The 21,751-nt window shown below is 74.1% G+C and carries 19 protein-coding genes; 12 read left to right on the top strand and 7 right to left on the bottom strand.

The features are described 5' to 3' along the window. Window positions 1-30: 30 nt before the first annotated feature. Entirely contained in the window at window positions 31-1,161 is a 1,131-nt protein-coding gene (locus tag OG519_RS03685; protein WP_405578577.1) for a P1 family peptidase, read from the top strand. A 118-nt stretch (window positions 1,162-1,279) separates the two neighbouring features. Here OG519_RS03685 and OG519_RS03680 read toward each other — a convergent pair whose 3' ends face one another. From OG519_RS03680 to OG519_RS03670, 3 genes are all read right to left on the bottom strand, one after another. After that, window positions 1,280-2,527 (bottom strand): glycosyltransferase, encoded by a 1,248-nt coding sequence (locus OG519_RS03680; protein WP_405592440.1) that lies wholly within the window; start codon window positions 2,525-2,527, stop codon window positions 1,280-1,282. Window positions 2,528-2,735: 208 nt separating this feature from the next. Beyond that, window positions 2,736-5,015, bottom strand: a complete 2,280-nt coding sequence (locus OG519_RS03675) for a protein kinase domain-containing protein (RefSeq protein ID WP_405578574.1) — start codon at window positions 5,013-5,015, stop codon at window positions 2,736-2,738. 105 nt (window positions 5,016-5,120) lie between these two features. Next, entirely contained in the window at window positions 5,121-6,407 is a 1,287-nt protein-coding gene (locus OG519_RS03670) for a hypothetical protein (protein ID WP_405578572.1), read from the bottom strand. A 306-nt stretch (window positions 6,408-6,713) separates the two neighbouring features. Between OG519_RS03670 and OG519_RS03665 the strand changes: the two genes are divergently transcribed. The 3 genes from OG519_RS03665 (at window position 6,714) to OG519_RS03655 (ending at window position 8,936) form a co-directional block, all read left to right on the top strand. After that, window positions 6,714-7,967, top strand: a complete 1,254-nt coding sequence (locus tag OG519_RS03665; RefSeq protein WP_405578571.1) for an AI-2E family transporter — start codon at window positions 6,714-6,716, stop codon at window positions 7,965-7,967. 150 nt (window positions 7,968-8,117) lie between these two features. Next, window positions 8,118-8,336 carry a hypothetical protein gene (locus OG519_RS03660; RefSeq protein WP_405578569.1) on the top strand — a complete coding sequence of 73 codons (219 nt, stop codon included), beginning with the start codon at window positions 8,118-8,120 and terminating at the stop codon, window positions 8,334-8,336. A 144-nt stretch (window positions 8,337-8,480) separates the two neighbouring features. Beyond that, window positions 8,481-8,936 (top strand): response regulator, encoded by a 456-nt coding sequence (locus tag OG519_RS03655; RefSeq protein WP_405578566.1) that lies wholly within the window; start codon window positions 8,481-8,483, stop codon window positions 8,934-8,936. A 66-nt stretch (window positions 8,937-9,002) separates the two neighbouring features. On the opposite strand, the gene OG519_RS03650 is transcribed toward OG519_RS03655, so the two are convergent. Further along, entirely contained in the window at window positions 9,003-9,368 is a 366-nt protein-coding gene (locus OG519_RS03650) for a YkvA family protein (RefSeq protein ID WP_405578564.1), read from the bottom strand. Between the two features lie 136 nt (window positions 9,369-9,504). On the opposite strand from OG519_RS03650, the gene OG519_RS03645 reads away from it, so the two are divergent. Next, the gene (locus OG519_RS03645) at window positions 9,505-9,777 is read left to right on the top strand and encodes a WhiB family transcriptional regulator (RefSeq protein ID WP_405578561.1); all 273 of its coding nucleotides are present in this window, start codon (window positions 9,505-9,507) and stop codon (window positions 9,775-9,777) included. A gap of 56 nt (window positions 9,778-9,833) precedes the next feature. Here the strand turns inward: OG519_RS03645 and OG519_RS03640 are convergent, their stop codons facing one another. Continuing rightward, window positions 9,834-10,181, bottom strand: a complete 348-nt coding sequence (locus OG519_RS03640; RefSeq protein ID WP_405578558.1) for an STAS domain-containing protein — start codon at window positions 10,179-10,181, stop codon at window positions 9,834-9,836. 154 nt (window positions 10,182-10,335) lie between these two features. Here OG519_RS03640 and OG519_RS03635 point away from each other — a divergent pair, with 154 nt between their 5' ends. The 7 genes from OG519_RS03635 to OG519_RS03605 all read left to right on the top strand — a co-directional run bounded on the left by OG519_RS03635 (window position 10,336) and on the right by OG519_RS03605 (window position 17,166). Beyond that, window positions 10,336-10,788, top strand: a complete 453-nt coding sequence (locus tag OG519_RS03635) for an ATP-binding protein (protein ID WP_405578555.1) — start codon at window positions 10,336-10,338, stop codon at window positions 10,786-10,788. 110 nt (window positions 10,789-10,898) lie between these two features. Then, window positions 10,899-11,756 (top strand): STAS domain-containing protein, encoded by an 858-nt coding sequence (locus tag OG519_RS03630; RefSeq protein ID WP_405578553.1) that lies wholly within the window; start codon window positions 10,899-10,901, stop codon window positions 11,754-11,756. Further along, window positions 11,753-12,130 (top strand): STAS domain-containing protein, encoded by a 378-nt coding sequence (locus OG519_RS03625; RefSeq protein ID WP_405578550.1) that lies wholly within the window; start codon window positions 11,753-11,755, stop codon window positions 12,128-12,130. The genes OG519_RS03630 and OG519_RS03625 overlap by 4 nt, the downstream gene beginning before the upstream one ends. Further along, window positions 12,127-12,555, top strand: a complete 429-nt coding sequence (locus OG519_RS03620) for an anti-sigma regulatory factor (protein ID WP_405578547.1) — start codon at window positions 12,127-12,129, stop codon at window positions 12,553-12,555. Before OG519_RS03625 ends, OG519_RS03620 begins: the two co-directional genes overlap by 4 nt. Then, window positions 12,543-13,673, top strand: a complete 1,131-nt coding sequence (locus OG519_RS03615) for an ATP-binding protein (RefSeq protein ID WP_405578545.1) — start codon at window positions 12,543-12,545, stop codon at window positions 13,671-13,673. The genes OG519_RS03620 and OG519_RS03615 overlap by 13 nt, the downstream gene beginning before the upstream one ends. Then, on the top strand, window positions 13,670-15,583 hold the full coding sequence (locus OG519_RS03610) for an ATP-binding protein (RefSeq protein ID WP_405578542.1): 1,914 nt from the start codon (window positions 13,670-13,672) through the stop codon (window positions 15,581-15,583). Before OG519_RS03615 ends, OG519_RS03610 begins: the two co-directional genes overlap by 4 nt. Continuing rightward, window positions 15,580-17,166: a SpoIIE family protein phosphatase gene (locus tag OG519_RS03605; RefSeq protein WP_405578539.1), complete on the top strand. Its 1,587-nt coding sequence runs from the start codon at window positions 15,580-15,582 to the stop codon at window positions 17,164-17,166. Before OG519_RS03610 ends, OG519_RS03605 begins: the two co-directional genes overlap by 4 nt. On the opposite strand, the gene OG519_RS03600 is transcribed toward OG519_RS03605, so the two are convergent. Then, window positions 17,147-17,443, bottom strand: a complete 297-nt coding sequence (locus OG519_RS03600) for an STAS domain-containing protein (RefSeq protein ID WP_405578536.1) — start codon at window positions 17,441-17,443, stop codon at window positions 17,147-17,149. The two genes, OG519_RS03605 and OG519_RS03600, sit on opposite strands and share 20 nt — an antisense overlap. Next, the gene (locus OG519_RS03595) at window positions 17,440-21,714 is read right to left on the bottom strand and encodes a SpoIIE family protein phosphatase (protein WP_405578533.1); all 4,275 of its coding nucleotides are present in this window, start codon (window positions 21,712-21,714) and stop codon (window positions 17,440-17,442) included. Before OG519_RS03595 ends, OG519_RS03600 begins: the two co-directional genes overlap by 4 nt. Between the last annotated feature and the right edge of the window lie 37 nt (window positions 21,715-21,751).

Below are 21,751 nucleotides of genomic sequence, written 5' to 3'. Positions count from 1 at the left end.
GGTTGTCGCGGCGGGACGGGAGGGGGACAGGTGAGCGGATCGGGACGGCCGGGGGCGGCGAACGCGCTGACCGATGTCGGCGGACTGCGGGTCGGTCACGCCGGGCGGCGCGGTGACGGCTGGCTGACCGGGGTCACCGTGGTGCTGGCGCCCGAGGGCGGCGTGGTCGCCGCCGTCGACGTACGCGGCGGCGCCCCCGCCACCCGGGAGACCGACGCGCTCGACCCGGGCGATCTGGTCGAGCGGATCGAGGCCGTGGTGCTCACCGGCGGCAGCGCCTTCGGGCTCGACGCGGCCTCCGGAGTGGTCGGCTGGCTCGAGGAGCGGGGCCGCGGCTTCCCGGTCGGCGGACCGGGCCGGGTGGTGCCGGTGGTGCCCGCGGCGGCCCTCTTCGATCTCGGCCGGGGCGGCCGGTGGGACGCCCGGCCGGGGCCGGAGACGGGCCGCGCCGCGGTCGCCGCCGCGGTCGCCGCGGCGGAGGGCGCCGCCGTCCCGCAGGGCTGTGTCGGCGCCGGCACCGGAGCGGTGGCCGGCGGTCTGAAGGGCGGGGTGGGGACCGCCAGTTGGGTGCTGTCGTCGGGCGCCACGGTGGCCGCCCTCGCCGTGGTCAACGCGGCCGGGTCCGTGGTGGATCCCGACACCGGGACGCTGTGGGGCGTCAGGCCCGGCTGGGCCGCCGAGTTCGGGCTCGACGGCGGCCCGCCGACGCCCGCCACCGCCGCGCGCGCCCGGACCCGCCTCGCAGCCGCGCCGCCGCCCGCCCTCAACACCACGCTCGCCGTGGTCGCGACGGACGCCGCGCTGGCCCGTCCGCACGCCCGGCGGCTGGCCGGATCGGCCCACGACGGGCTGGCCCGCGCGGTACGGCCGGTGCATCTGCTCGCCGACGGTGACACCGTCTTCGCCCTGGCCACCGGGCGCCGCCCGCTCCTCCCCGCGGGCGCGCCGGACCGGCGGGGCGGGTGGTCAGGACCTACGGAGTCACCCGCTACGGAGTCAGCCGCGGTCGACGAGATCCTCGCCGCCGGCGCCGACACCCTGACCCGCGCCGTCCTGCACGCCGTGCTCGCGGCGGACAGCGTCTCCGGCCCCGGCGGTGACTTCCCCTGCTACCGGGAGCTGTACGACCTCCCCGCCGGCCACCACCGCCGGGGCGGATAGGCCGCACGCCGGCCACCCGCGCCGCCCACCCCGTACCGCCCGGCCGTCGATGAACGGCGCGGGCGGCACGGGCGGCGCGGAAGCCTCCGGCGGCCGGAAGGGCGGTGTCCGGCCGGGATCAGAACGGCTCGGGAAGCGGGGCCGGCGCCGGGACCAGGCCGTGGTGCACCTGCTCGATCAGCGTGCCGTAGGCGGCGATCATCCGGGTGCGGCTGAACCGCTCGCGGCTCAGCTCAAGAGCCGGGGCGAACTCGGCCGCGCGGCCCGCCGCCTCGCTCCAGGCCGCCGCGATCGCCACCGGCTCCGGCGGGGTGACCAGACCGCGCCCGGCCACCAGCGCCGCGCTGTCGCCCACATCCGTGGTCACCGGCACGGCGCCGCACATCATGCCCTCGATCAGGCAGAGCGGCGCCGCCTCACCCGAGGACGAGGTCAGCGACACCACATCGGCGGCGGCGTAGATCGCCTCCATGTCGTACCGCACCCCGAGCAGCGACATCCGCTCGGCGAGCCACGGCTCGTCGCCGAGCGCCGCCTCGATGTCGGCGCGCAGCCCGGGGTTGTCCCCGGTCATGCCGGCGCCGCACATCAGCACATGGCCGTGCGGTTCCTGCCGCAGGAACTGCCGGGCGGCCCGCAGGAACAGCGGTACGTTCTTCATCTCGGCGTACCGGGCGGCGAAGACCACCACCGGGGCCTGCGCCGCCACGCCGAGCGCCGCCCGCCGAGCGGCCCGCCGCGCCGGGTCGGGGCGGAAGCGCAGCAGGTCCACCCCGTTGGGGATGACATGCAGCAGCTCCGCGGGGATGCCGGCCGCCGCGTACGCCGCGCGGGTCGACTCCGCGCAGCACACGCCCGCCCGCACCCGTCCCGCCTCGATCGCGGCCCGCAGGGCGTCGAGGGCGGCCCCCTGGTTCTCCGGGTCGGACCGGTGCAGGCAGACCACGACCGGGCGCAGCGGGAGACCGGCCTGGTTGAGCAGCGCCAGCGGCTGCTCCTTGAGGGACAGCACCACGTCGGCGGCGGCCGTCGCGCGGGCGGTGGCCGCCAGTTCGGTGGCGCTGAACAGCTCCGGCGGCACGCCGCCGAAGGGCTCTTCCGCGCCGATGGCACCGGCAGCGCCGACGCCGACCGGTCCGACAGGTGCGACGGCGCCGCCGCGCAGCGCGGTGACCGGGATTCCCGCGCCGGTCAGCGAGCGGTAACAGGCATCGTCCTCCATCCGCTGCCGGGTGGCCTCCCGGTGCATCTCGCCGTGAATGCTCAGCACCGCGTGCTCCTGCGCACCGCCGTGCAGACCGAGGATCATGTCGCTGTGCAGAATTCGGGCCCCGCCGGAAAAGAAGCCTTCGTAGACCGACAGCACACGCAGTTCGCTCATAACCCGCACCTATCGCCGTCCCGCGCTGGCGGGAAATTTACGGACCCCCTTGACCAGCGGGTTAGCCGCGATAGGAGCAGCCGAAACTGGCTGCCGTGTGAATTCCTTATTGCCGATGATCGCGGATGAGGTTACGTGGCCGGTCCCGGGCCTGCGCCGGGTGGTTCCGGACCGTTTCCGCGGCCGGTTCCGGTCACCGCCACGAGGGATGGCCTTCGGGAACGTCGCCGGTCGTGAGCTTGCGGGCTCCGGTGCCGTCGGCCCGGACCGCCCACACGGCGGGCGCGTCGACCGGCCCCCGCACATAGGCCACCCATTGGCCGTCGGGGGACCACGTCGGGTCCATTTCCAGATCCCCGGTGGCCGCCAGCGGGCGATCGCCGGTACCGTCCACGGCGATAAGGTGAATATCTCCTTGCGTACTGCCCCCCGCGAAGGTGTACGCGAAGTGTTTTCCGTCCGGCGACCACGCCGGATCCTTCGCCTTCTGCCGCTGGTGGGTGATCTGCCGGGGCGCGGCGCCCGGATCGTCCGGGTCGACCAGATGGATCTGCGACAGGCCCGGTGACGTCTCGACGCAGACCGCGATCTTCGAGCCGTCCGGCGACCACGCCGGGTCGTCCACCAGGCGGGCGCCCGAGGTGATCTGGCGCGCCGAGCCGTCGGCGAGCGTCAGGACGTACAACTGCTGCACCCCGTTGTCCGCTTTGCGCAGGAGCGCGAGTCTGCTGCCGTCCGGCGACCAGGAGACCCGGCCGCCGGAGATGGCGGCGAGCTTGCGCGGTCCGGAGCCGCCGGTGTTGTCGACGTGCCCGGTGCCGTCGGTCTTCTCAATCCACACCGCCAGATCCGCGCCGGAGCCCCGGACGAAGGCGAAGGACTTGTGGTCGGGCGCCCACGCGGGGAGCCGGTCGCAGTCGTCGCCCGACGTCAACTGGCGCAGGACGTCGGAGTCCGGGTCGCGGACGCCGATCACCTGGCCGCAGTGGCCCGGCGTCTTCCCGGCGATGGTCTCCCGGACCAGCAGAGGACCGGTCGACAGCGGCGCCGGTCCCGCGGCCTTCGCCGAGCCGCTCGCGCCGGTGGAGGCGCTGTGCGCCGCGTTGCCACCGCTGCTGGTGCCGTTGTGGTGGTGACCGCCCGACCAGGGCTGGGTGGCCAGCAGCCCGGCGGCCGAACCGGCCACCACAAGCGCGGCCACCGCGATCAGCGCGGTACGCCGCCGGCCGCCGGCCCGCCGCGGCCCGGCGGCGGCCCCGGAGGGCGCCGCGGGCGGTCCGAAGCCGCCGCCCGCCGGAGCGGTCGCGGGGGTGGCCGGATACGCGGGCGGCGCGGCTGACGGCGCCGGGGGGAGCGGGGCCTCGGCCCTGACCGTCCGGGGGTGGTCGCCGGTGAAGGGGTCGGCCTGCGGCCGGGGGTCGGCGGAACCGGGCGGTGTGTCCGGGGCTTGCGAGTGGGTCGGGCCCGGCGGACCCGCCTTGACCGTGTCGGGGTGGTCGGTTGCGGGCGGCGCGGCGGCCGCGCCGGAGGGTCCGGCGGCCGGCGGGGGAGTGAAGGGCGACTCGGCCCACCCGGCGGCCGGTTCGGCCCCCGCCGCCGTCGCGGGCGGCGGCTCGACCCGTCGCAGCATCGCCGTCGCCGCTTCCGGGAGCCAGGCGCCGTCCGGCAGGTCCCGTACGGTCAGCCGGGCCAGGAACCGCGCCGGGGTCGGCCGGTCGGCCGGGTCCTTGGCCAGGCAGGCGCCGATGAGCGGGCGCAAGCGCTCGGGCACGCCCGCGAGATCGGGCTCCTCGTGGACCACCCGGTAGTGCCGGGCCGCCGAAGGACCGTCGCCGAACGGAAAGGCGCCGGTGGCCTGGCTCAGCACCACGCCCAGCGCGAACATGTCCACCGCCGGGGTCACCGCGCCACCGGTGAGCTGCTCGGGCGCGAGATAGCCCGGGGTACCGATCTGCAACCCCGTCTGGGTCAGCGCGGTGCCGTCCAGGGCCCGGGCGATCCCGAAGTCGATCACCCGGGGGCCGTCCTCGGCCACGATGATGTTGGCCGGCTTCAGATCGCGGTGCATCACGCCGACCCGGTGGATCGCCTCCAGCGCCTCGGCGAGGCCGGCGGCGAGCACCGAGACGGTGTCGAGCGGCAGCGCCCCGACCGTCTGGAGCACCGCCTGCAAGGTGGGACCGGGCACGAACGCGGTGACCAGCCAGGCCGGTTCGCCGTCCGGGTCGGCGTCGACGACCGGCGCGGTGTGGAAACCGCCGACCCGGCGGGCGGCGGCCACCTCGTCGGCGAAGCGGCGCCGGAACCCCGGTTCGGTACTCAGCTCGGGCCGTACCACTTTGACCGCCACCGCCCGTCCGGACTGCGAACGGCCGAAGTAGACCACCCCCATGCCGCCCTGGCCGAGCCGTCCGACCAGCCGGTACCGGCCCTGTCCGACCGATGTCGGATCGCCCGCCTCCAGCGGCTTCATGTCGCCCCCCATCCGTCACCGCCCCGCGCGGCGACTCCTGTCGCCGGGTCGGCGGACCCTCGGGTCCGCCCCCCGGCGAGCCGGCTGTTCGACGGGGCGCCGGGGCTATCGGGAGGTCATCCGCCGTCGCGCGACGGTCAGCAGCAACCCCGCGAGGAGCAGGGTACTGCCGCCGATGAGGAAGGCCGGCCGAGGCGTCCGGTCGCCCGTCACGGCCAGGGTATTGGGCATGTCGGCCGAGCGTACGGGCTTCGGTCGAGCCGTTGCCGCCGGATACCAGGTACGGGCCCCGGACGGCGGGCGGGTGGCCGCCGTGGCGGGCGCGGGCGGGGCGTCCGACACCGCGGCGGCCATGGTCGGGCTCACCGTGGCCGACGGGAGGGGCGGCGCCACCTCGATCCGCCGGCTGAGGGGGTCGGTGCCGGGGCCGGCCGGGTCGCGGGGGGAGCCGGGGGAGCCAGGGGAGCCAGGGGAGCCGGGATAGTCGAGGTAGGGGTCGGCGGTCCCGCCGACCCCGGCACTGATCACGCCGTCGGCGGTCACCGAGATCGCCACCGAGAAGCGGCCGTCGGCGCCCGTGTGGGCCTCCTCGACCAGCGGCGGCGCGGCGGCGGCGCGGTACTCGATCCGTACCGTGGCGCCGGCGACGGGCCGCGGCCCCGGCGGGCTGTCACGGTGGAGACTGCCCGTCGCGGTCACCTTCCGGCCCGCCGCCGAGACGCCGCCCAGTCGGTAGTCGACGGCCAGCAGCGCCCTGCTCCGCGTGGCGGTCACCGTCAGCCGCGCCTGCACCGTGTCGTCAGGGTCGTCAGGGTCGTCGGGGTCGTCGGCGTCGGTTGCCGGCGCGCCCGCGCCGGTGCCGTCTCCTCCGGTGGCCTGCCCGCCCGTGCCGCCCTGCCCGCCGGTCCCGTCCCCGTCCGTCGGGGTCGGGTCGTCGCCGTGGTGGACGGCGCGGATCTCGACCGTGGCAGGACCCGCCGTCCCGTCGGCCACCGGATCCACCCGGGCGCCCGCCAGCCGGAACCGGCCGTCCGCGTCGGTGGTGACCGTGCCGAGCGAGGTGCCGCCGCCGTCCGGCGCCGTGGCGCCCGCCGACTCGACGAGCTCCACCGCCGCGGCGGGCGCGGGCCGGTCGGGACCGCCCTCGACGGGGCGCCGCAGCAGCAGACCGGTCAGGGTCACCGTGCGGTGGTCGTAGTCGGTGGCCGCCGGCGTGGCGGCGAAGTGCGCGAACGCGTAGATCCACGCCGTGGCTCGCGGCGGTTCGGCGTACGCCGTGGCCGGACTCAGCGCGACCGTGAACAGCGCGGCCGCGGACAGCGCGACCGCCGTGACCACGGACGCGCGCCGGGCCGACCCCGCCCGGCACCCGGCCGAAGCGATGGGTGACACCTGGTCCCCTCCCCCTGACATCTGTTGGACCACCGATCGCTCGTCCAGGTCGCGCCCGGGGAATGCCAGGAAAGGAGAAATCCGGCTGTTCCGGGCCCGAACCGGCGGCCAACACCTTTTGCGGGCGGCGGAAGCGCGGATGTACGCAGAGGGTATCGGCCGACCGGCGGTACCCGGTGACGCGGACCGAATCATCACCGTTGGTGCGGGTACACGCGATGCGACACCATGCCGGCGGCGCGGGACCCTCGGGGCCCGCATCGCGGAACCGGCCCACCAGGACCACCGTCGCGAGGAGACACCGCCATGTCCGACACACCGGCCGGCACCGCACCACGCCCCAGCGCGGCCGAGGACGTACCGGAGCCCGCCACGGACCCCGGCCGGCGGACCGCCGCGCCGGCCGCCACGGCCGCCACCGTGACGGCCGCCACGACCCACCCCGGCGAGAGCGCCCAGCAGCCGGGGGAGACCGGCGGGGGCGCGGCGCGGCCGGCGGGACGCTGGGCGCGCAGGCCGCCCGCGCCGCCCGGCGGGCAGCGCTCCTCGTGGTTCCGGGTCGGCTTCGGCATCGGGCTCGGGGCGATCCTGGCCTGGCTGGTGGTGCACACCGTGCTTCAGATCAGCGCGCTGCTGACGCTGCTGCTGCTGGCCTTCTTCATCGCGGTCAGCCTGGAGCCCGTCGTGGCGCTGCTCTGCCGGCTGGGCCTGCGGCGCGGTCTGTCGGTCGCGGCGGTGCTGGTCGCGTTCGCCGGCCTGCTCGCCGGCTTCCTCGCCCTGGTCATCCCGCCGGTCGTCGCCGCGGTCAACGCGCTCACCGACGCGGTGCCGCGCTGGCGCGACCAACTCCACGACCACCGCTCCACGCTGGGCCGGCTGGAGGACCATTACCACCTCATCGAGAAGGTGCAGGCGCAACTCGGCTCCGGCGGAGCCTCGGCGGTGGCCGGCGGGGTGCTCGGCGCCGGGCAGGTGGTGATCAGCGCCGTCACCTCGACCGTCATCGTCATCACCGTCACTCTTTATGTGATGGCCGCGTTGCCCGCCATCAAACGGTTCGGCTACCGCTTCGTTCCCGGCACCCGGCGCTCCAGAGTGGAGATGGTCACCGAGGAGATCCTGAGCCGGGTCGGCCGCTTCATGCTCGGCAACCTCGTGACCTCGGCGATCGCCGGCGCGGCCACCTTCGTGTGGTGCGAGGTGATCGGTGTGCCCTACCCCGCCGCGCTCGGCTTCTTCGTGGCGCTGATGGACATGGTGCCGGTGATCGGCTCGACCATCGGGGGAGTGGTGGTCAGCCTGGTGGCGCTCGCGGTGTCCCTGCCGGTGGCGGTCGCCACGGCCGGCTTCTACATCGGCTTCCGGATCGCCGAGGACTATCTGATCATGCCGCGGGCGATGAAGTTCGCGGTGAACGTCCACCCGGTGGTGACGGTGGTCGCGGTGCTGATGGGCGGGTCACTGCTCGGCATCATCGGCGGCCTGGTCGCCATCCCGGCCGCGGTGGCGCTCGGCATCGTCCTCGACGAGTACGTCTTCCCGCGCACCGACGCGTCCTGACGTGCGGTGCGGGCGGCCGGTTTGGCGGTACGGCGAGCGGCAAGGCGAATGACTGCCGCTCGCCCGCGCCGAACCCCTTCCCCGGGCGCGGGCGGGCCTTGAGAGGCTCGGGAAGCTTGAGAAGCTTGAGAAGCTTGAGAAGGAGGCCCCATGCGGACGACCCTGGGAGTGCTGCTGGCGCTGTGGGGTGTGTTCTTCGTGCTGTTCAGCGGCCGGGTGGCGCGCGGCCAGTATCCGCGCGGCCGGCTGGCCGCGACCGACGCCCCCGCCGGGGGCGCCGGACCGCACCGGACCACGACCGCCCTCAACGCGGCGCTCGGCTGCGCGCTGACCGTGTGCGGCGTCCTGCTCGCCGTCGGAGCCTTCTGACCGCGGCGCGAGCCAAGGCCCGGGTGACAACTCGTGTTGTCGCCCGGGCCGAATCCTCCCTAGGATTCGCTGCGCACCCCGCCCCACGCCGCGCTCGGATCCGCACGCCGTGGGAACCGTGTCCACCGCGACCAGGAGCCACCCATGAACGCCCTCAACGAGCCGCCCCGTTCCTACCGCGTCCTGCTGGTGGAGGACGACCCGGCCGACGCCCTGCTCATCGAGGACGCGTTGAGCGAGGGCGGGGTGGCCAGGTCACTCACTCATGTGGCGGACGGTCTCGAGGCGCTGGAACATCTGCGGGACCCCGAGTCCGAGCGTCCCGACCTGATCGTGCTCGACCTCAACATGCCGCGGATGAACGGCCGGGAGCTGCTCGCCGTGCTGCGGGACGACGAGAACCTGGGCTCCATCCCGCTGGTCGTGCTCACCACGTCCGCGGCGCCGGACGACATCACCGACGCCTACCAGAAGCACGCCAACGCCTACGTCACCAAGCCGGTCAACCTGGACGACTTCCTCCAGGCGGTGCAGCGCATCGACGCCTTCTTCCTGGGCACCTCGGCCCCGCTGCCCCGCGGCAACAACAACCAGCGGTAGCCACCGGCCGCCACCGGACGGCACACAGGCGCCGGGGCGCACCGGCCGGCCGGTGCGCCCCGGGGCTCAACGCCGTTGTCCGGACTCCCACTCCACGTACCTGCCCGACTCGCGGACGATCCCGGTCAGGAACCACAGCGCGACCGCCCCGTCGTCGGTCCAGCCGAGTACCGGGATGAAGTCGGGGATCGCGTCCAGCGGCGACACGATGTAGACCGCCGCGAGCAGCCCGAGGAGCAGCAGCTTGCCCCGGGACAGCCCGGGGTAGTCCCGGCGCAGCACCGAGCCGATCAGCCGCGGGGTGGCCAGCAGCCGGCGCAGCAGCCCCGGCGCGCCCGGCCTGCGCGTCTCCCGGTACAGGCCCCAGGCCGAGCGGCCGACGCGCCGCCGGTCCAACTCCCGGCCCGTCGTGATGTCCTGTGTCTTCCGCACGGTTCTCCCCATCCTTTGCCGAACCTCTTCACGGATCGCCACGTTGACCGGGCGCCTGAGCGGGCAGGCGCCACGATACGGCGCCGAGGACCGCGCCCCGTTTCTCCGTAACCACCGATATAAGGCGGTGTTCCCCGTGAGCTGGCAACAAAAGGCTGCCTGCCGTACCGAAGACCCCGAACTCTTCTTCCCCGTGGGCCAGTCCGGCCCGGCCAAACTCCAGACCCGACAGGCCATGGGGGTCTGCGCGAGGTGCCCGGTGCGGGAGCGGTGTCTGAGCGACGCGCTCGCCGCCGGCGACACCAGCGGGGTGTGGGGAGGTACCACGGAGGACGAACGGCGGGCCATCAGGCGCCGGTCCGCCCGCAAGCGCTCCGTCACCGGCCCGAGCGGGCGCAGGGACGGATGACGTCACGGCCGGACCGTGGAGCGCCCGCACCGGCCGCACCGGCGGTGCGGGCCCGGTCAGCCGATCGGCCCGGCGGGGGCCGCCTGCGTGGCCTCGGAGACGGTCGGGTACAGGGGGATGATCCGGTCCGCGCCGGTGATCCCCAGCAGCCGCAGCACCTGTGGGGAGGAGCCGGCGACCCGCAGATCGGTCAACTGGCGCACGCTGAGCAGCACGGACAGGAAGCTGGAGTCGGCGAAGCTGACATCGGAGGCGTCGAGGACCACCACGGGCCCTTGGGCCGCCGTTTCCAGGGCCCGCCGCAGCGGCCCGAGGTTATCGATGTCAAGATCGCCCCGCGCCGTCACCACGGGCACGGAACCGGCGGCCGGGCCGCCCTGGGGGGATTCATCTTGCGTCGGCATGGCGGAAGTATGCACGAATGTTCGGGTCGCCCGGAGCCCGGACGCGATGGTTGAACGGGTGGCGCGGCGGGTGGTGTAAAGGTGGAACGGGCGGGTACACGGTCGATCGGTCGTACCTGGCGACCGGACAGGGGCTGCGGAGATGGAAACAGCGATGGCGACCGGCCGTAACCGACGTGGGCCGACGGGTGCGGGCATCTGGGCGGGAGCCGCGTACGACGGGCAGACGGGGGCCATCGCCGAGGCGCGTTCCTTCGCCGCCGGATTCCTGGAGCGGGCCCGTACCGCGCACGGCGTCCACGTTCCCGAGCGGGCCGACGCCGACGCCCAGCTCGTGGTCAGCGAGTTGATCACCAACGCCTTCAAGTACGCCCCCGGGCCCTGCGCGCTCAACCTGGAGATCCGCGGCCCGCTGCTGGAGATCACCGTCTGGGACACCAACACCGCGCTGCCGATCGCCCGCGCCGCCGAGCCGGGCCGGATCGGCCAGCACGGCCTGGAGATCGTCTTCGCGGTCGCCGACGGCTTCGACGTACGCCGCGAGCCGGTCGGCAAGCGGATCACCGTGACGCTGGCGCTCGGCCCCATCGGCCCCTTCGACGTGTGACCGGCGCCGTCACCCGCCTCTTCGAACACGTGCCCTGCCAGCCGGCCGGACCCGTGCCGTAGCCTCGGGGACTGCAACGAGGCCGCGATCATCACGGAGAGGTGCGCCACATGGCAGACGAATCAACTCAGGCGCGGAGGCTGGCGGGTCTTCTGACCGACCGGCGGGAACAGTTCATCGCGGACTGGGCCAGGAACGTCACCGGCACACTGGCCGGCCGGCTCGCGCCGGCCGAGGTCGAGCGGGAACTGACCGAGCTGTACGACGCGGTCACCGCGGCCGTCGCCCAGGGCGGACTCTCCACCCGGGGCGAGCCCTTCGCGCCGACCCGCGCCCTGCTCGCCGAACTCTCCCGCAACCGCGCCCGCCAGGGATTCAGCCCGACCGAGACCGCCTTCGGCGTCTTCGCCCTCAAGGAGGTCGTGCGGCCGGACCTCACCGGGGACGCCGCCGACCTCGCGGCGTACCTCCGGTTCACCGTCGCGCTCGACGACCTCGGGCTCTACACGGTCGAGACCCACGCCAAGACCCGGGAGGAGATCATCGCGGCCCAGGCCGAGCAGCTCCTCGAACTCTCCACCCCGGTGGTCAAGCTCTGGGACGGTGTGGTCGGCGTCCCCCTGGTCGGCACGCTGGACTCGGCGCGCACCCAGGTGGTGATGGAGAAGCTGCTCCAGTCGCTGATCGACCTCAACTCGACGCACGCCATCATCGACATCACCGGCGTACCCGCGGTCGACACCCAGGTCGCCCAGCACCTGCTGAAGACGGTGGTGGCGGCGCGGATGATGGGCGCGGAGTGCACCATCTCCGGGATCAGCCCGCAGATCGCGCAGACCATCGTGGCCCTCGGCATCGAGTTCGGCGACATCGCGACCAAGGCGACCCTCGCCGACGCGCTGCGCCACGCCCTCACCCAGATCGACCGGCGCAAGGCCGCCGTGGCGAAGGCCGGGGTGCTGGCATGACCGACCGCGTGCCGGTGCTGAAGATCGGCGACGTCCTCCTGGTCTCCATCCAGATCGATCTGGAGGACCAGATGGTGCTCGACCTCCAGGAGGACCTGTCGGAACGGATCGTGCGGACCGGCGCCCACGGTGTGGTGATCGACATCTCGGCGCTGGAGATCGTGGACTCCTTCGTCGGCCGGATGCTGGCCACCATAGCCGCGATCTCCCGGGTGCTCGGCGCCGAGACCGTCGTGGTCGGCATGCGCCCCGCGGTCGCCATGACCCTGGTCGAACTCGGCCTCTCGCTGGGCGGGGTCCGTACCGCGCTCAACCTGGAGCAGGGGCTGGAGCAGCTCAGCATCGCCCGGGACCTCCCCCCGGTCCAGTGGTGAAGGCGGAACCCGGCGAGGTGGAGGAGTCCTCGGTACAGGAAGTGCCCATCGGCGCGAGCGGCGACGTGGTCAAGGCCCGGCAGGCGGTCCGGGTGCTGGCCCAGCAGGCCCGGCTCTCCCTGGTGGACCAGACGAAACTCGTCACCGCGGCCAGCGAGCTGGCCCGCAACACCCTTACCTACGGCGGCGGCGGCAGCATGCGCGGCAGCCTGGTGCGCCGCAACGTCAAGGAGGGGGTGCGCGTCCAGTTCAGCGACCAGGGGCCCGGCATCCCCGATCTGGACCTCGCGCTGACCGACGGCTGGTCGTCCGGCAGGGGCATGGGTCTCGGCCTGAGCGGCGCCAAGCGGCTGGTCGACGAGTTCGACCTGGACTCCGAGGTCGGCAAGGGCACCGTGATCACGGTCATCAAGTGGGCCCGGTGAGCCCGGGCGCCGCGACGGAGGCGGGCGACGTGGTGTGGCTGCGGGTCGGCGAGGCGATGCCCGCCGCCGCCCGCCGGGAGGCCGCGCTGCTCGCCGGGCGGATCGGCCTCGGGGCCGACCGCGCCAACGACCTCGCGATCGCGGTCACCGAGGCGGCCACCAATCTGCAACGGCACAGCGCCGACGGGGCGCTGGCGCTGCGGATCGAGCGCCAGGGCAAGCACGCCGGGGTGGAGTTCCTCGCCCTCGACAGCGGCCCCGGTATCAGCGACATCCGGGCCGCGCTCATCGACGGCAACTCGACCGCCGGCACGCTGGGGGTGGGGCTCGGCGCCATCAACCGGCTCGCCGACGTCTTCGGCATCCACTCGGTGCCGGGCCGCGGCACCGCGCTGCTCGCCCGCTTCTACCCGCGCCGCGCCGCGCCACCGGCCGCCGACGGCCGGCCGGCCGTCGGCGGACTCACCCGGCCGATCAACGGCGAGGAGCTGTGCGGCGACACCTGGGCGGTCCGGGACGCGCCGGCCGAAGGCGCGCCGGGCGCGTCAGGCGAGCCGGACCGACCGGAAGAACGGCATGAGCCGGCCGGACCCGGCGAAGCGGCCGCATACGCTGAACTCCCCGACACGATCGTCATGATGTGCGACGGGCTGGGCCACGGCCCGCTCGCCGCCCGCGTCGCCGACCAGGCCCGGCTGTCGTTCCGGGAGAGCCGGTCGGCCGACCCCGCGCAGATCGTGCGGGAACTGCACGCCGGGCTCAAGGGCTCGCGCGGCGCGGCCATAGCGGTCGCCCGGGTCGATCACGTGAGGCGCCGGGTACGGCTGTCCGGGGCGGGCAACATCAGCGGCTTCATCCTCGGCGACCGCTCCCGCCAGACCCTGCTGTCCATCCCGGGCATCGTCGGGCACAACATCGCCCGGCTGCAGACCTTCGAGGCCGAACTCCCGGCCGGCTCGGCGCTGGTGCTGCACTCCGACGGACTCAGCAACCGCTGGGCCCCGGCGGACTTCCCCGGCCTGCTGGCCCAGTCCCCGGTGCTGATCGCCGGGCAGCTGCTGTGGCAGGCCGGCACCCGCGCGGACGACGCGGGGATCGTCGTGGTGAAGGCGGCATGACCGGCGACCACTCCCTGGTGGTGCTCACCTCGCCGCTGCGCGGCGAGCGTGAGGTGTTCGCGCTGCGCCGGGACGCGCAGGCGGCCTTCCGGCTGCTCGGGCTGCCGCAGGCCGAGACGGTGCGGCTCACCACCGTGCTCAGCGAGGTCGGCCGCGACCTGCACGGCGCCCCCGGCCTCACCGGCCGGGTCGGTCTGGAGGACGCCGATCCACCGCGGGTGACGGTGCGGTTCGCCTGGACCGGGGCCCGGGTGCCCTCCGCGGAGATCCTTCAAGCGGCCGAGCGGCTGCTCGACCACTGCGCGTGGAGCCCGGGAGAGCGCCCCGTGCTCGTGCTCGGGCAGCACCTCCCCGCGACTTCCCTGCCGCCGGCGGACTTGGCCGCCCGCGCCCGAAACGAACTGGTGGGACTGAGCGGCGTCAGTATGAGCGAGGAGTTGCGCAACCAGAACCACGACCTGCTGGCCGCGCTCCAGCAGGCCCGTGCCCACCAGGAGGAGCTCCAGCGGCTCAACACCGAGCTGGAGGAGACCAACCAGGGTGTCGTCGCCCTGTACTCCGAACTCTCCGAGGAGTTGGAGGAGACCAACACCGGCGTGGTGGCGCTCTACGCCGAGCTGGACGAGAAGACCCGCAGGCTCAGCCTGGTCAGCGACTCCAAGACCCGGTTCTGGGCGAATGTCAGCCATGAACTGCGCTCGCCGGTGAACGCCGTGATCGGCCTGACCCGGCTGCTGCTGGCCCCGGACGCCGACCCGCTCACCGCCGAGCAGCGGCAGCAGGTGGCGCTGATCGCGGCCTCGGGGAGCACCCTGCTGGCCCTGGTCGAGGAGCTGCTCGACGTCGCCAAGGCCGAATCGGGACGGCTCGAACCCGAGCTGGTCGCCACCGACCTGCGCTCACTGCTGCACCAGTTGCGCGGCACGCTGCGCAGCACCGCACGGCCGGGGGTGCTGCTCGACATCCCCGACCAGAGCCACCCGCAGCCGCTGGTCACCGACGAGGTGATGCTCACCCGGGTGCTGCGCAACGTGCTCTCCAACAGCCTGAAGTACACCGAGGCCGGCGAGGTCCGGCTCGCCGTCGAGGTCGAGGACCACCGCGGCGTCCCCTGGTACGTCTTCACCGTCGCCGACACCGGCGTCGGCATCCCGCTCGACCAGCAGGAGCGGGTCTTCGAGGAGTTCTACCAGGTCCGCGGTCCGCACCAGCGGTCCGTCGCGGGCACCGGTCTCGGCCTGCCGTACGCCCGCAAACTCACCGAGCTGCTCGGCGGGCGGCTCTCCTTGTCCAGCGTGCCCGGCGAAGGCACCCGCGTCGTCGTCGAACTGCCCGCCGAGCAGCGGCTGCCGCTGCCCGGCCGGCCGGCCGCCGCCGAGCACGGACCGGAGAGCCTCGACGGCGGCGCCGGCTTTCCGGCTGACGGCGGTGGTGACGGCGTTGCCGGCGGCGGGAGTGACGGCCTCGTGGCGGCCGGGGCGCCGGGCGACGCCGACCACCTGCTGGACTCGCCCCTCGGCTCGCTGGTGGTGATCGACGACGACCCCGCGTTCCTGCTGACCTTGCGGCCGGTGCTGGCCCGGCTGGCGCGTTCGGTGACCGAAGTGACCGACAGCGCCCAGGCTCTGGCGACGGTCCGCGCGCAACGGCCCGACGCCGTACTGCTCGACCTGTCCATGCCGGCGCCGGACGGCTACCAGTTGCTCGAGCACTTCTCCCGGGACCTGACGCTGACCGCGGTCCCGGTGGTGGTGCTCACCGCCACCGACCACGACAGCATCGACCGGTCACGTCTGAAGCATGCCCGCGCGGTCCTGGGCAAGACGCACCTCACATCCGGCAGGCTGGCCGGAGTCCTGCACCGTGGGCCGGCCACCGGTCGACGCCTCGGGGATGACGCACGCTCATGATCACCGGAACAGCGGTCGGCACCGACCCGGCCCTCGTCCTCGTGGTGGACGACAACCCCACCAACCGCTACATCCTCACCGCGTGTCTGCGCCGGGCCGGCCACGAGGTGATCGAGGCCTCGGACGGCACCAGTGCGCTGACCCTGCTGCGGGACGCCGAGACGCTGCCGGACGCGGCCATCATCGACGTACGGCTGCCGGACATGACCGGCTTCGAGGTCTGCGAGAAGGTCAAGGCCGACCCGTACACCGCCGCCGTACCGGTGATCCACATCTCCGCCTCCGCGATCACCGTCACCGACCGCGCCCAGGGCCTCAACCGCGGCGCCGACGCGTATCTCACCGAACCCATCGCACCCGACGAGCTGCTCGCCACCGTGACCGCCACCCTGCGCTATGCCCGGGCCCGCCGCCGCGCGGAAACCCTCGCCGACCGCCTGGGCCGGCTCAACCGGGCCACCCTGGCGCTGTACGGGGCGAGCGACGCCGCCGCCCTGGCCCGGGGCACCGCGCTCGGCGCCGTCGGGATCTTCGGCACCGAGGCCACCGTGGTACTGCGCGCCCCGCAGGGACGGCTGGTCCGGGCGGCCGGCGCCGCCGACGGCACGGTGACCGTCTCCGAGCCGCCCGCCGCCGAGGCGCAAGAGCTCCTCCAGCGCCATCCGCTGGGCTCCGACACCGGTGTCCGCGTGCACACCCTGCCCGGCGCCGACGGTGGCCCCGCCCGTGCGACGGCGATGGCGAGGGTCAAGGCGAAGCGGCCACCGCTGTTCATCGCGATCCCCGACGCGGGGCTGACCGAGGACGACCGGGAACTGCTCACCCAGCTCGCCCACGCCTGCGCCCTGTCGCTGGAGGCGCTGCGGTCCTATGCCGAGGAGCACACCCTGGCGCTCACCCTGCAACGCACCTTCCTGCCCGCGTCCTTGCCGGCCGGCGACCGCGCGGAGCTGGCCGTCCGCTACTTCCCGGCCAGTGAGACCACCGAGATCGGCGGCGACTTCTACGAGGCGCTCGCCGTCGAGGAGGGGCTGATCGTCGCCGTCGGCGACGTGGCCGGGCACTCGCTGGACGCCGCCGTGGTGATGGGCGAACTCCGCCACGCGCTGCGCGCCTACGCCCTGGAGGGCCACCCCCCGCACCTCATCGCCGTCCGCCTCGAACACCTGCTGCACACGCTGAACCCGCAGGTGTGCGCGACGCTGTGCATCATCCTCATCGAGGCCGAAGGGGACGGCCTGCAGATCGCCAACGCCGGCCACCTGCCGCCGGTGCTGCGCGCCCCCGACGGCAGTACCCGCTTCGTCCGCGAGCACGGCCCGATGCTCGGCCTCGGCCTGCCCCACCCGCCGTCGATCCGGGTGACGGCGCCGCCCGGCACCCTCATCGTGATGGTCACCGACGGGCTGCTGGAACGGCGAGGCACGGACATCGCCGACAGCCTCGCCAGCCTTGAGGAGGCGCTGGCGCAGGCCCCCGGCGACCCCGAGACCGTCTGCGACTTCCTGCTCACCCGCTTCCCGCCCGACGGCAACGACGATGTGGCGCTGCTCGCCGTCCGGCTCAGCGAATCTCCACCGTGACGATGTCCGCCAGCCCCGAGATGGTGAGCACCGGCCGCAGCAGCGCCCCGGCCACCAGGCTGATCCTGGGCGCGTGTTCGAAGAGCACCGCGAGCCCGGCGCTGTCCAGATAGCCGACATCGGTGAGATCCACCCGCAGCGGGGCGCCGCGCTGGATCGCCCCGGCCAGCGCGGTACGGAACGCGTCGGCGTTGCTCATGTCGATCTCGCCGCGCGCGGCCAGCACCGCGCCGCCGTCGGCGCCGCGGGCGATGTCGAATCTGAGGCTGGATGTCATGGCGCGATCCTCGTGTGGAAGTCGACGGTGGTGCCCTCGGGACCCGGGGTGATGACGACCTGGTGGACCAGGGCCCGCATCAGCTCGATGCCCCGTCCCCGGTCCACCCCGGGGGTGGGCCCCGGGGGTTTCCAGCGGCCGTTGTCGGTCACGGTCAGCCGCAGCGTGTCCGCGGTGGCGCTGGCCAGCAGCCGCACCCGGCCGCCGGGTCCCGCCCGCCCGCCGTGCTCCACCGCGTTGGCACACGCCTCACCCGCCGCGACCAGCACGTCCTGCGCCTGCCGGGGGTTGAGCCCGCACAGGGCGAGCCAGCCGCGCAACACGCCGCGGACCGTGGAGAGCTGACCGGATTCGGGCGGGAACGCCAGCTCCAGCGGGCCCGGATGCCGGTACACCAGCAGGGCCACATCGTCGTCGTAACCACCGGCCGGAGCGAGCAGGGACAGCACCTCGGAGGCCAGTTCCTCGACCGCCGAGGCCCGCCCCTCCCGGATCACCTCGCCGGCCCTGGCGATCCCGTCGTCCAGCGGCAGGCGGCGCCGCTCGATCAGCCCGTCGGTGTAGAGCAGCAGGGTCGCCCGCGGCGGCACCGTGCAGCGGGCCTCGGGACGCCGCCGGCCGGGCCGCACCGCGAGCGGCAGCGACCGGCCGCCCTCCAGCAGTTCCACCTCGCCGTCGGCGGTGACCAGCACGCCCGGCGGATGGCCCGCGCTGCTGTACGTCAGCTCACCGCTGGCCGGGTCGAGGATGCCGCAGAAGACGGTCGCGCAATGGGCGCCCGGCACCAGCGCGGCGAACCGGTCCAGCGCGTCGAGCGCCATCGCCGGACCCACCGACTGGATCAGCAGCGCCCGACAGGCGCTGCGCAACTGGCCCATCACGGCCGCCGCGTGCAGCCCGCGGCCGACACAGTCGCCGACCACGATCGCTATCCGGCCGTCGGGCAGTTCGACGCTGTCGTACCAGTCGCCGCCCACCTCCAGCGGCCGGCCGGCCGGTTCGTAGCGGGCGGCGAAGCCGGGCGGCAGCAGACCGGGTCCGAGGATGGCCCGCTGGAGCGCCACCGAGGTCTCCCGCTGCTGGTCGAAGAGGTACGCCCGGTGCAGGGCCGGCGCCAGGGTGCCGCAGAGCAGCGTCAGCAGCGTACGGTCCTCGGTGCCGAAGGACTGGTGCGACGGGAGTTCGAGCCAGAGGGCCAGCCGCCCGTCGGGGTGCTCCAGGGTGATGCCCGCGCCCCTGGCCCCGTCGTCGGTGAGCACCGGGGTGAGCGGCGGCCGGTCGCGCAGCGCCGTCAGGGTGGCCCGCAGCGGCTCCGGCAGCTCGGCCCAGACCGCGGCGGTCCCGGACACCTGCGGCTGGCCGGACGGGCTCCAGGACACGGCCAGGGCCCGCGGCGAGCGCCACAGCGACCGGAACTCGTCCAGCGCCTCGCCGATGGCCTCGGCCTGGCTCCCCACCGGGGCGAGCCGCCGGCTCAGCGAGCCCAGCGCGACCTCGCGCCGCACCGCGAGCCGTTCGGCGCTCACATCACGCAGCGTGCCGACGAACATCCGCCGGCCGCTCTCCGGGTCGTGCACCTCGCTGTAGGCGACCGCCACCCACAGGCGGCGCCCGTCACGGTGCTCGACCGGCACCACACAGTTGCCGTGGGAACCGGTCAGCGCCCGGGTGAAGGCCGACGCGGTCTGCTCCCGCGCCGCCGGGTCACCGGCCGCCGGCCACCACGGATGCGGCGCCGGATACGGCAGCCCCCCGGGACCGTAGCCGAGGGTCTCGGCGAAGGAGGTGTTGATCTCCAGTACAGTGCCGTCCTCGGCGCACAGGAAGAAGCCCTCCTGGAGCGAGTCGATGAGCGCGCTGCGCCAGTCGGCGTGGTGGTTGCGCAGCCGGGCCAGCCGCACGTTGGCCTCGACCCGGGCGAGCAGCTCGCCGGCCGTGAAGGGCTTCACCAGGTAGTCGTCGGCGCCCGCCTCCAGGCCCTCGACGGAGGCCTCCTGACCGGCCCGCGCGGACAGCAGCAGGACGGGTGTGCCGGCGGTGCGGGGATCCGCCCGCAGCTCGGCCACCAGCTCCAGGCCGTCCATCCCCGGCATCATCACATCGCTGACGATCAGGTCGGGCGGCAGGGCGCGTGCCGCGTGCAGGGCGGCGTGGCCGTCGCCGGCCGTCTCCACCCGGTAGTGGGGGTGCAGCAGCCGGTGCAGGTAGTCGCGCATGTCCGCGTTGTCGTCGGCGATCAGCACCCGGGGCGGCTCAGGGCCGGCGCCGTCCTGACCGTCCGCCGCCGGCCGGCCGGGGTCCTCGCCCGATCCGCCCGACACGTCAGATACGTCGGATACACCAGATCCGCCCGGTGCGCGCGGCTGCGGGACCGGTGAGGCGGCCGGCGGCAGCCAGCGCAGCGCCTCCTGGACGAACGGCTCGGCCGTCGAGGACACAGTGGCCGCCGGAGGCTCCAGGGGCGCCGCGGACCCCGCGCGCCCGGCCGGCCCGGTGGCGAGTGCGGCCGGGCCCACCTGCCCGGTGGCCGGCCCGGCGCTCGCCGGGACGATGTTCGCCGCCGGCAGGTGGCTGTGCCCGAACGGCACGGTCACCGTGAAGACGGTGCCGACCCCCTCGGTGCTGTCCGCGGTGATGGTGCCGCCGTGCAGATCGACCAGTTCGCGGACGAGCGCCAGCCCGATACCGCTGCCCTCGTCGGAGCGGGCGCGGACGCTGCGCACCCGGTGGAAGCGCTCGAAGAGCCGCGGTATCTCGTCGGCCGCCACCCCGATCCCGGTGTCGCTCACGCGCACCACGGCCCGGTCGCCTTCGACGCCGACCGAGACCCCGATGCCGCCGTCGAAGGTGAACTTGAGCGCGTTGCTGAGCAGGTTGAGCATCACCTTCTCCCACATCTGCCGGTCCACGTACACGCTGGCCGGCAGCGCCGGACAGACGACGCTGAAGCGCAGACCCGCCTTCTCCACCGCCGAGCGGAAGACCCCGGCGAGTTCGGCGGTCAGTTTGGCCAGGTCCACCGGTTCGTACCTGGCCTCCATCCGGCCCGCCTCGATCCGGGAGAAGTCCAGCAGCGCGTTGACGAGCCGGCCGAGCCGCAGCCCGTTGCGGTTGACCACCTCCAGCTCCTCGCGCACCCGGCTGTCAAGGTCGTCCGTACGGTCGAGCAGATCGCGCACCGGCCCCATGATCAGGGTCAGCGGGGTGCGGAACTCATGGCTGATGTTGGAGAAGAAGGCGGTCTTCGCCCGGTCGAGTTCGGCCAGTTCCTCGGCCCTGCGCTGCTGTACCTGGTAGGCGACCGCGCCGTTGACCAGCGCGGCCGTCTGCTGGGCGACCAGATTGAGAAAGGACAGATAGCCGTCGTCCAGCATCCGGCCGGCGCTGGCCGCCAGCACGATCACCCCGATGTGCTGCGCCCCGGTCTCGCCCGGCAGCGGCAGCACCACCGCCTGCCGCGGCGGCGCCTGCCAGTCGCCCGGCGGCAGTTCGCCGAAGCGCTCCCGCACATCGGACAGCACCACCGGCGCGCCGCCCGCGAGTACGTCGGCGAGCGGCCAGCCGGCCCCGCCGTCCCGGCCCGGCCGCGCGAAGACGCCCGAGGTGCTGGCCACCGGCTCCGTTTCGCCGCCGCCCCCCGGCCGGCGCAGATGGATCTCGGCGAACGGCACGTCGGCGGCGGCCCGGCTCAGCGCGGCCGCGACGAGTTGGCAGGCCTCGGCCACGCTGCGCGCGTTGCCCGCCTGCGAGCCGAGGTCGCGCAGCGCCGCCAGCCGCCGCTCGCCGATCACCCGCTCCGTGGTGTCGCTCACCGCGGTGAACACCCCGCGCACCACGCCGTCGTCGTCGTGCAGCGGACTGTAGGAGTAGGTCCAGTAGGTCTCTTCCAGATAGCCGTGGCGGACCAGCGGCAGCAGCAGGTCCTCGGACCAGGTGGCCCGGCCGGTCTCCAGCACCGACCGCAGCATCGGGCCGATGATGTGCCAGATCTCCCGCCAGACCTGGTCGCCCGGCTTGGCCAGTGCGGGATGGTTGGTGCCGAGCAGCGGCAGATAGGCGTCGTTGTAGAGGAAGCGCAGCTCCTCGCCCCACCAGACGATCATGGGAAACCGGGACGTCAGGCAGATCCGCGTCGCGCTGTGCAGGCCGAGCGGCCAGGACCGCGGGTCGCCCATGGGTGAGGTGTGCCACGGATACGCCCGCATCCGCCCCGCCATCTCACCGTCACCCGGGAACAGGAGTTCCGTCGAGGACTGGTCCTTGCCGCTCATCGTTTTCCGGCTCCGTAGTATGTAGGACGCACCAACC

Source organism: Streptomyces sp. NBC_01190 (assembly GCF_045039895.1).
Lineage (GTDB): Bacteria > Actinomycetota > Actinomycetes > Streptomycetales > Streptomycetaceae > Actinacidiphila.
This window is presented reverse-complemented; position numbering and strand designations above follow the sequence as displayed.

Coding starts and splice junctions, on each gene's coding strand:
- OG519_RS03675 (WP_405578574.1), bottom strand. CDS start 5,015: ATGAAGCCGCTGGAGGCGGGCGATCCGACATCGGTCGGACAGGGCCGG.
- OG519_RS03665 (WP_405578571.1), top strand. CDS start 6,714: ATGTCCGACACACCGGCCGGCACCGCACCACGCCCCAGCGCGGCCGAG.
- OG519_RS03660 (WP_405578569.1), top strand. CDS start 8,118: ATGCGGACGACCCTGGGAGTGCTGCTGGCGCTGTGGGGTGTGTTCTTC.
- OG519_RS03655 (WP_405578566.1), top strand. CDS start 8,481: ATGAACGCCCTCAACGAGCCGCCCCGTTCCTACCGCGTCCTGCTGGTG.
- OG519_RS03640 (WP_405578558.1), bottom strand. CDS start 10,181: ATGCCGACGCAAGATGAATCCCCCCAGGGCGGCCCGGCCGCCGGTTCC.
- OG519_RS03635 (WP_405578555.1), top strand. CDS start 10,336: ATGGCGACCGGCCGTAACCGACGTGGGCCGACGGGTGCGGGCATCTGG.
- OG519_RS03630 (WP_405578553.1), top strand. CDS start 10,899: ATGGCAGACGAATCAACTCAGGCGCGGAGGCTGGCGGGTCTTCTGACC.
- OG519_RS03625 (WP_405578550.1), top strand. CDS start 11,753: ATGACCGACCGCGTGCCGGTGCTGAAGATCGGCGACGTCCTCCTGGTC.
- OG519_RS03610 (WP_405578542.1), top strand. CDS start 13,670: ATGACCGGCGACCACTCCCTGGTGGTGCTCACCTCGCCGCTGCGCGGC.
- OG519_RS03605 (WP_405578539.1), top strand. CDS start 15,580: ATGATCACCGGAACAGCGGTCGGCACCGACCCGGCCCTCGTCCTCGTG.
- OG519_RS03600 (WP_405578536.1), bottom strand. CDS start 17,443: ATGACATCCAGCCTCAGATTCGACATCGCCCGCGGCGCCGACGGCGGC.
- OG519_RS03595 (WP_405578533.1), bottom strand. CDS start 21,714: ATGAGCGGCAAGGACCAGTCCTCGACGGAACTCCTGTTCCCGGGTGAC.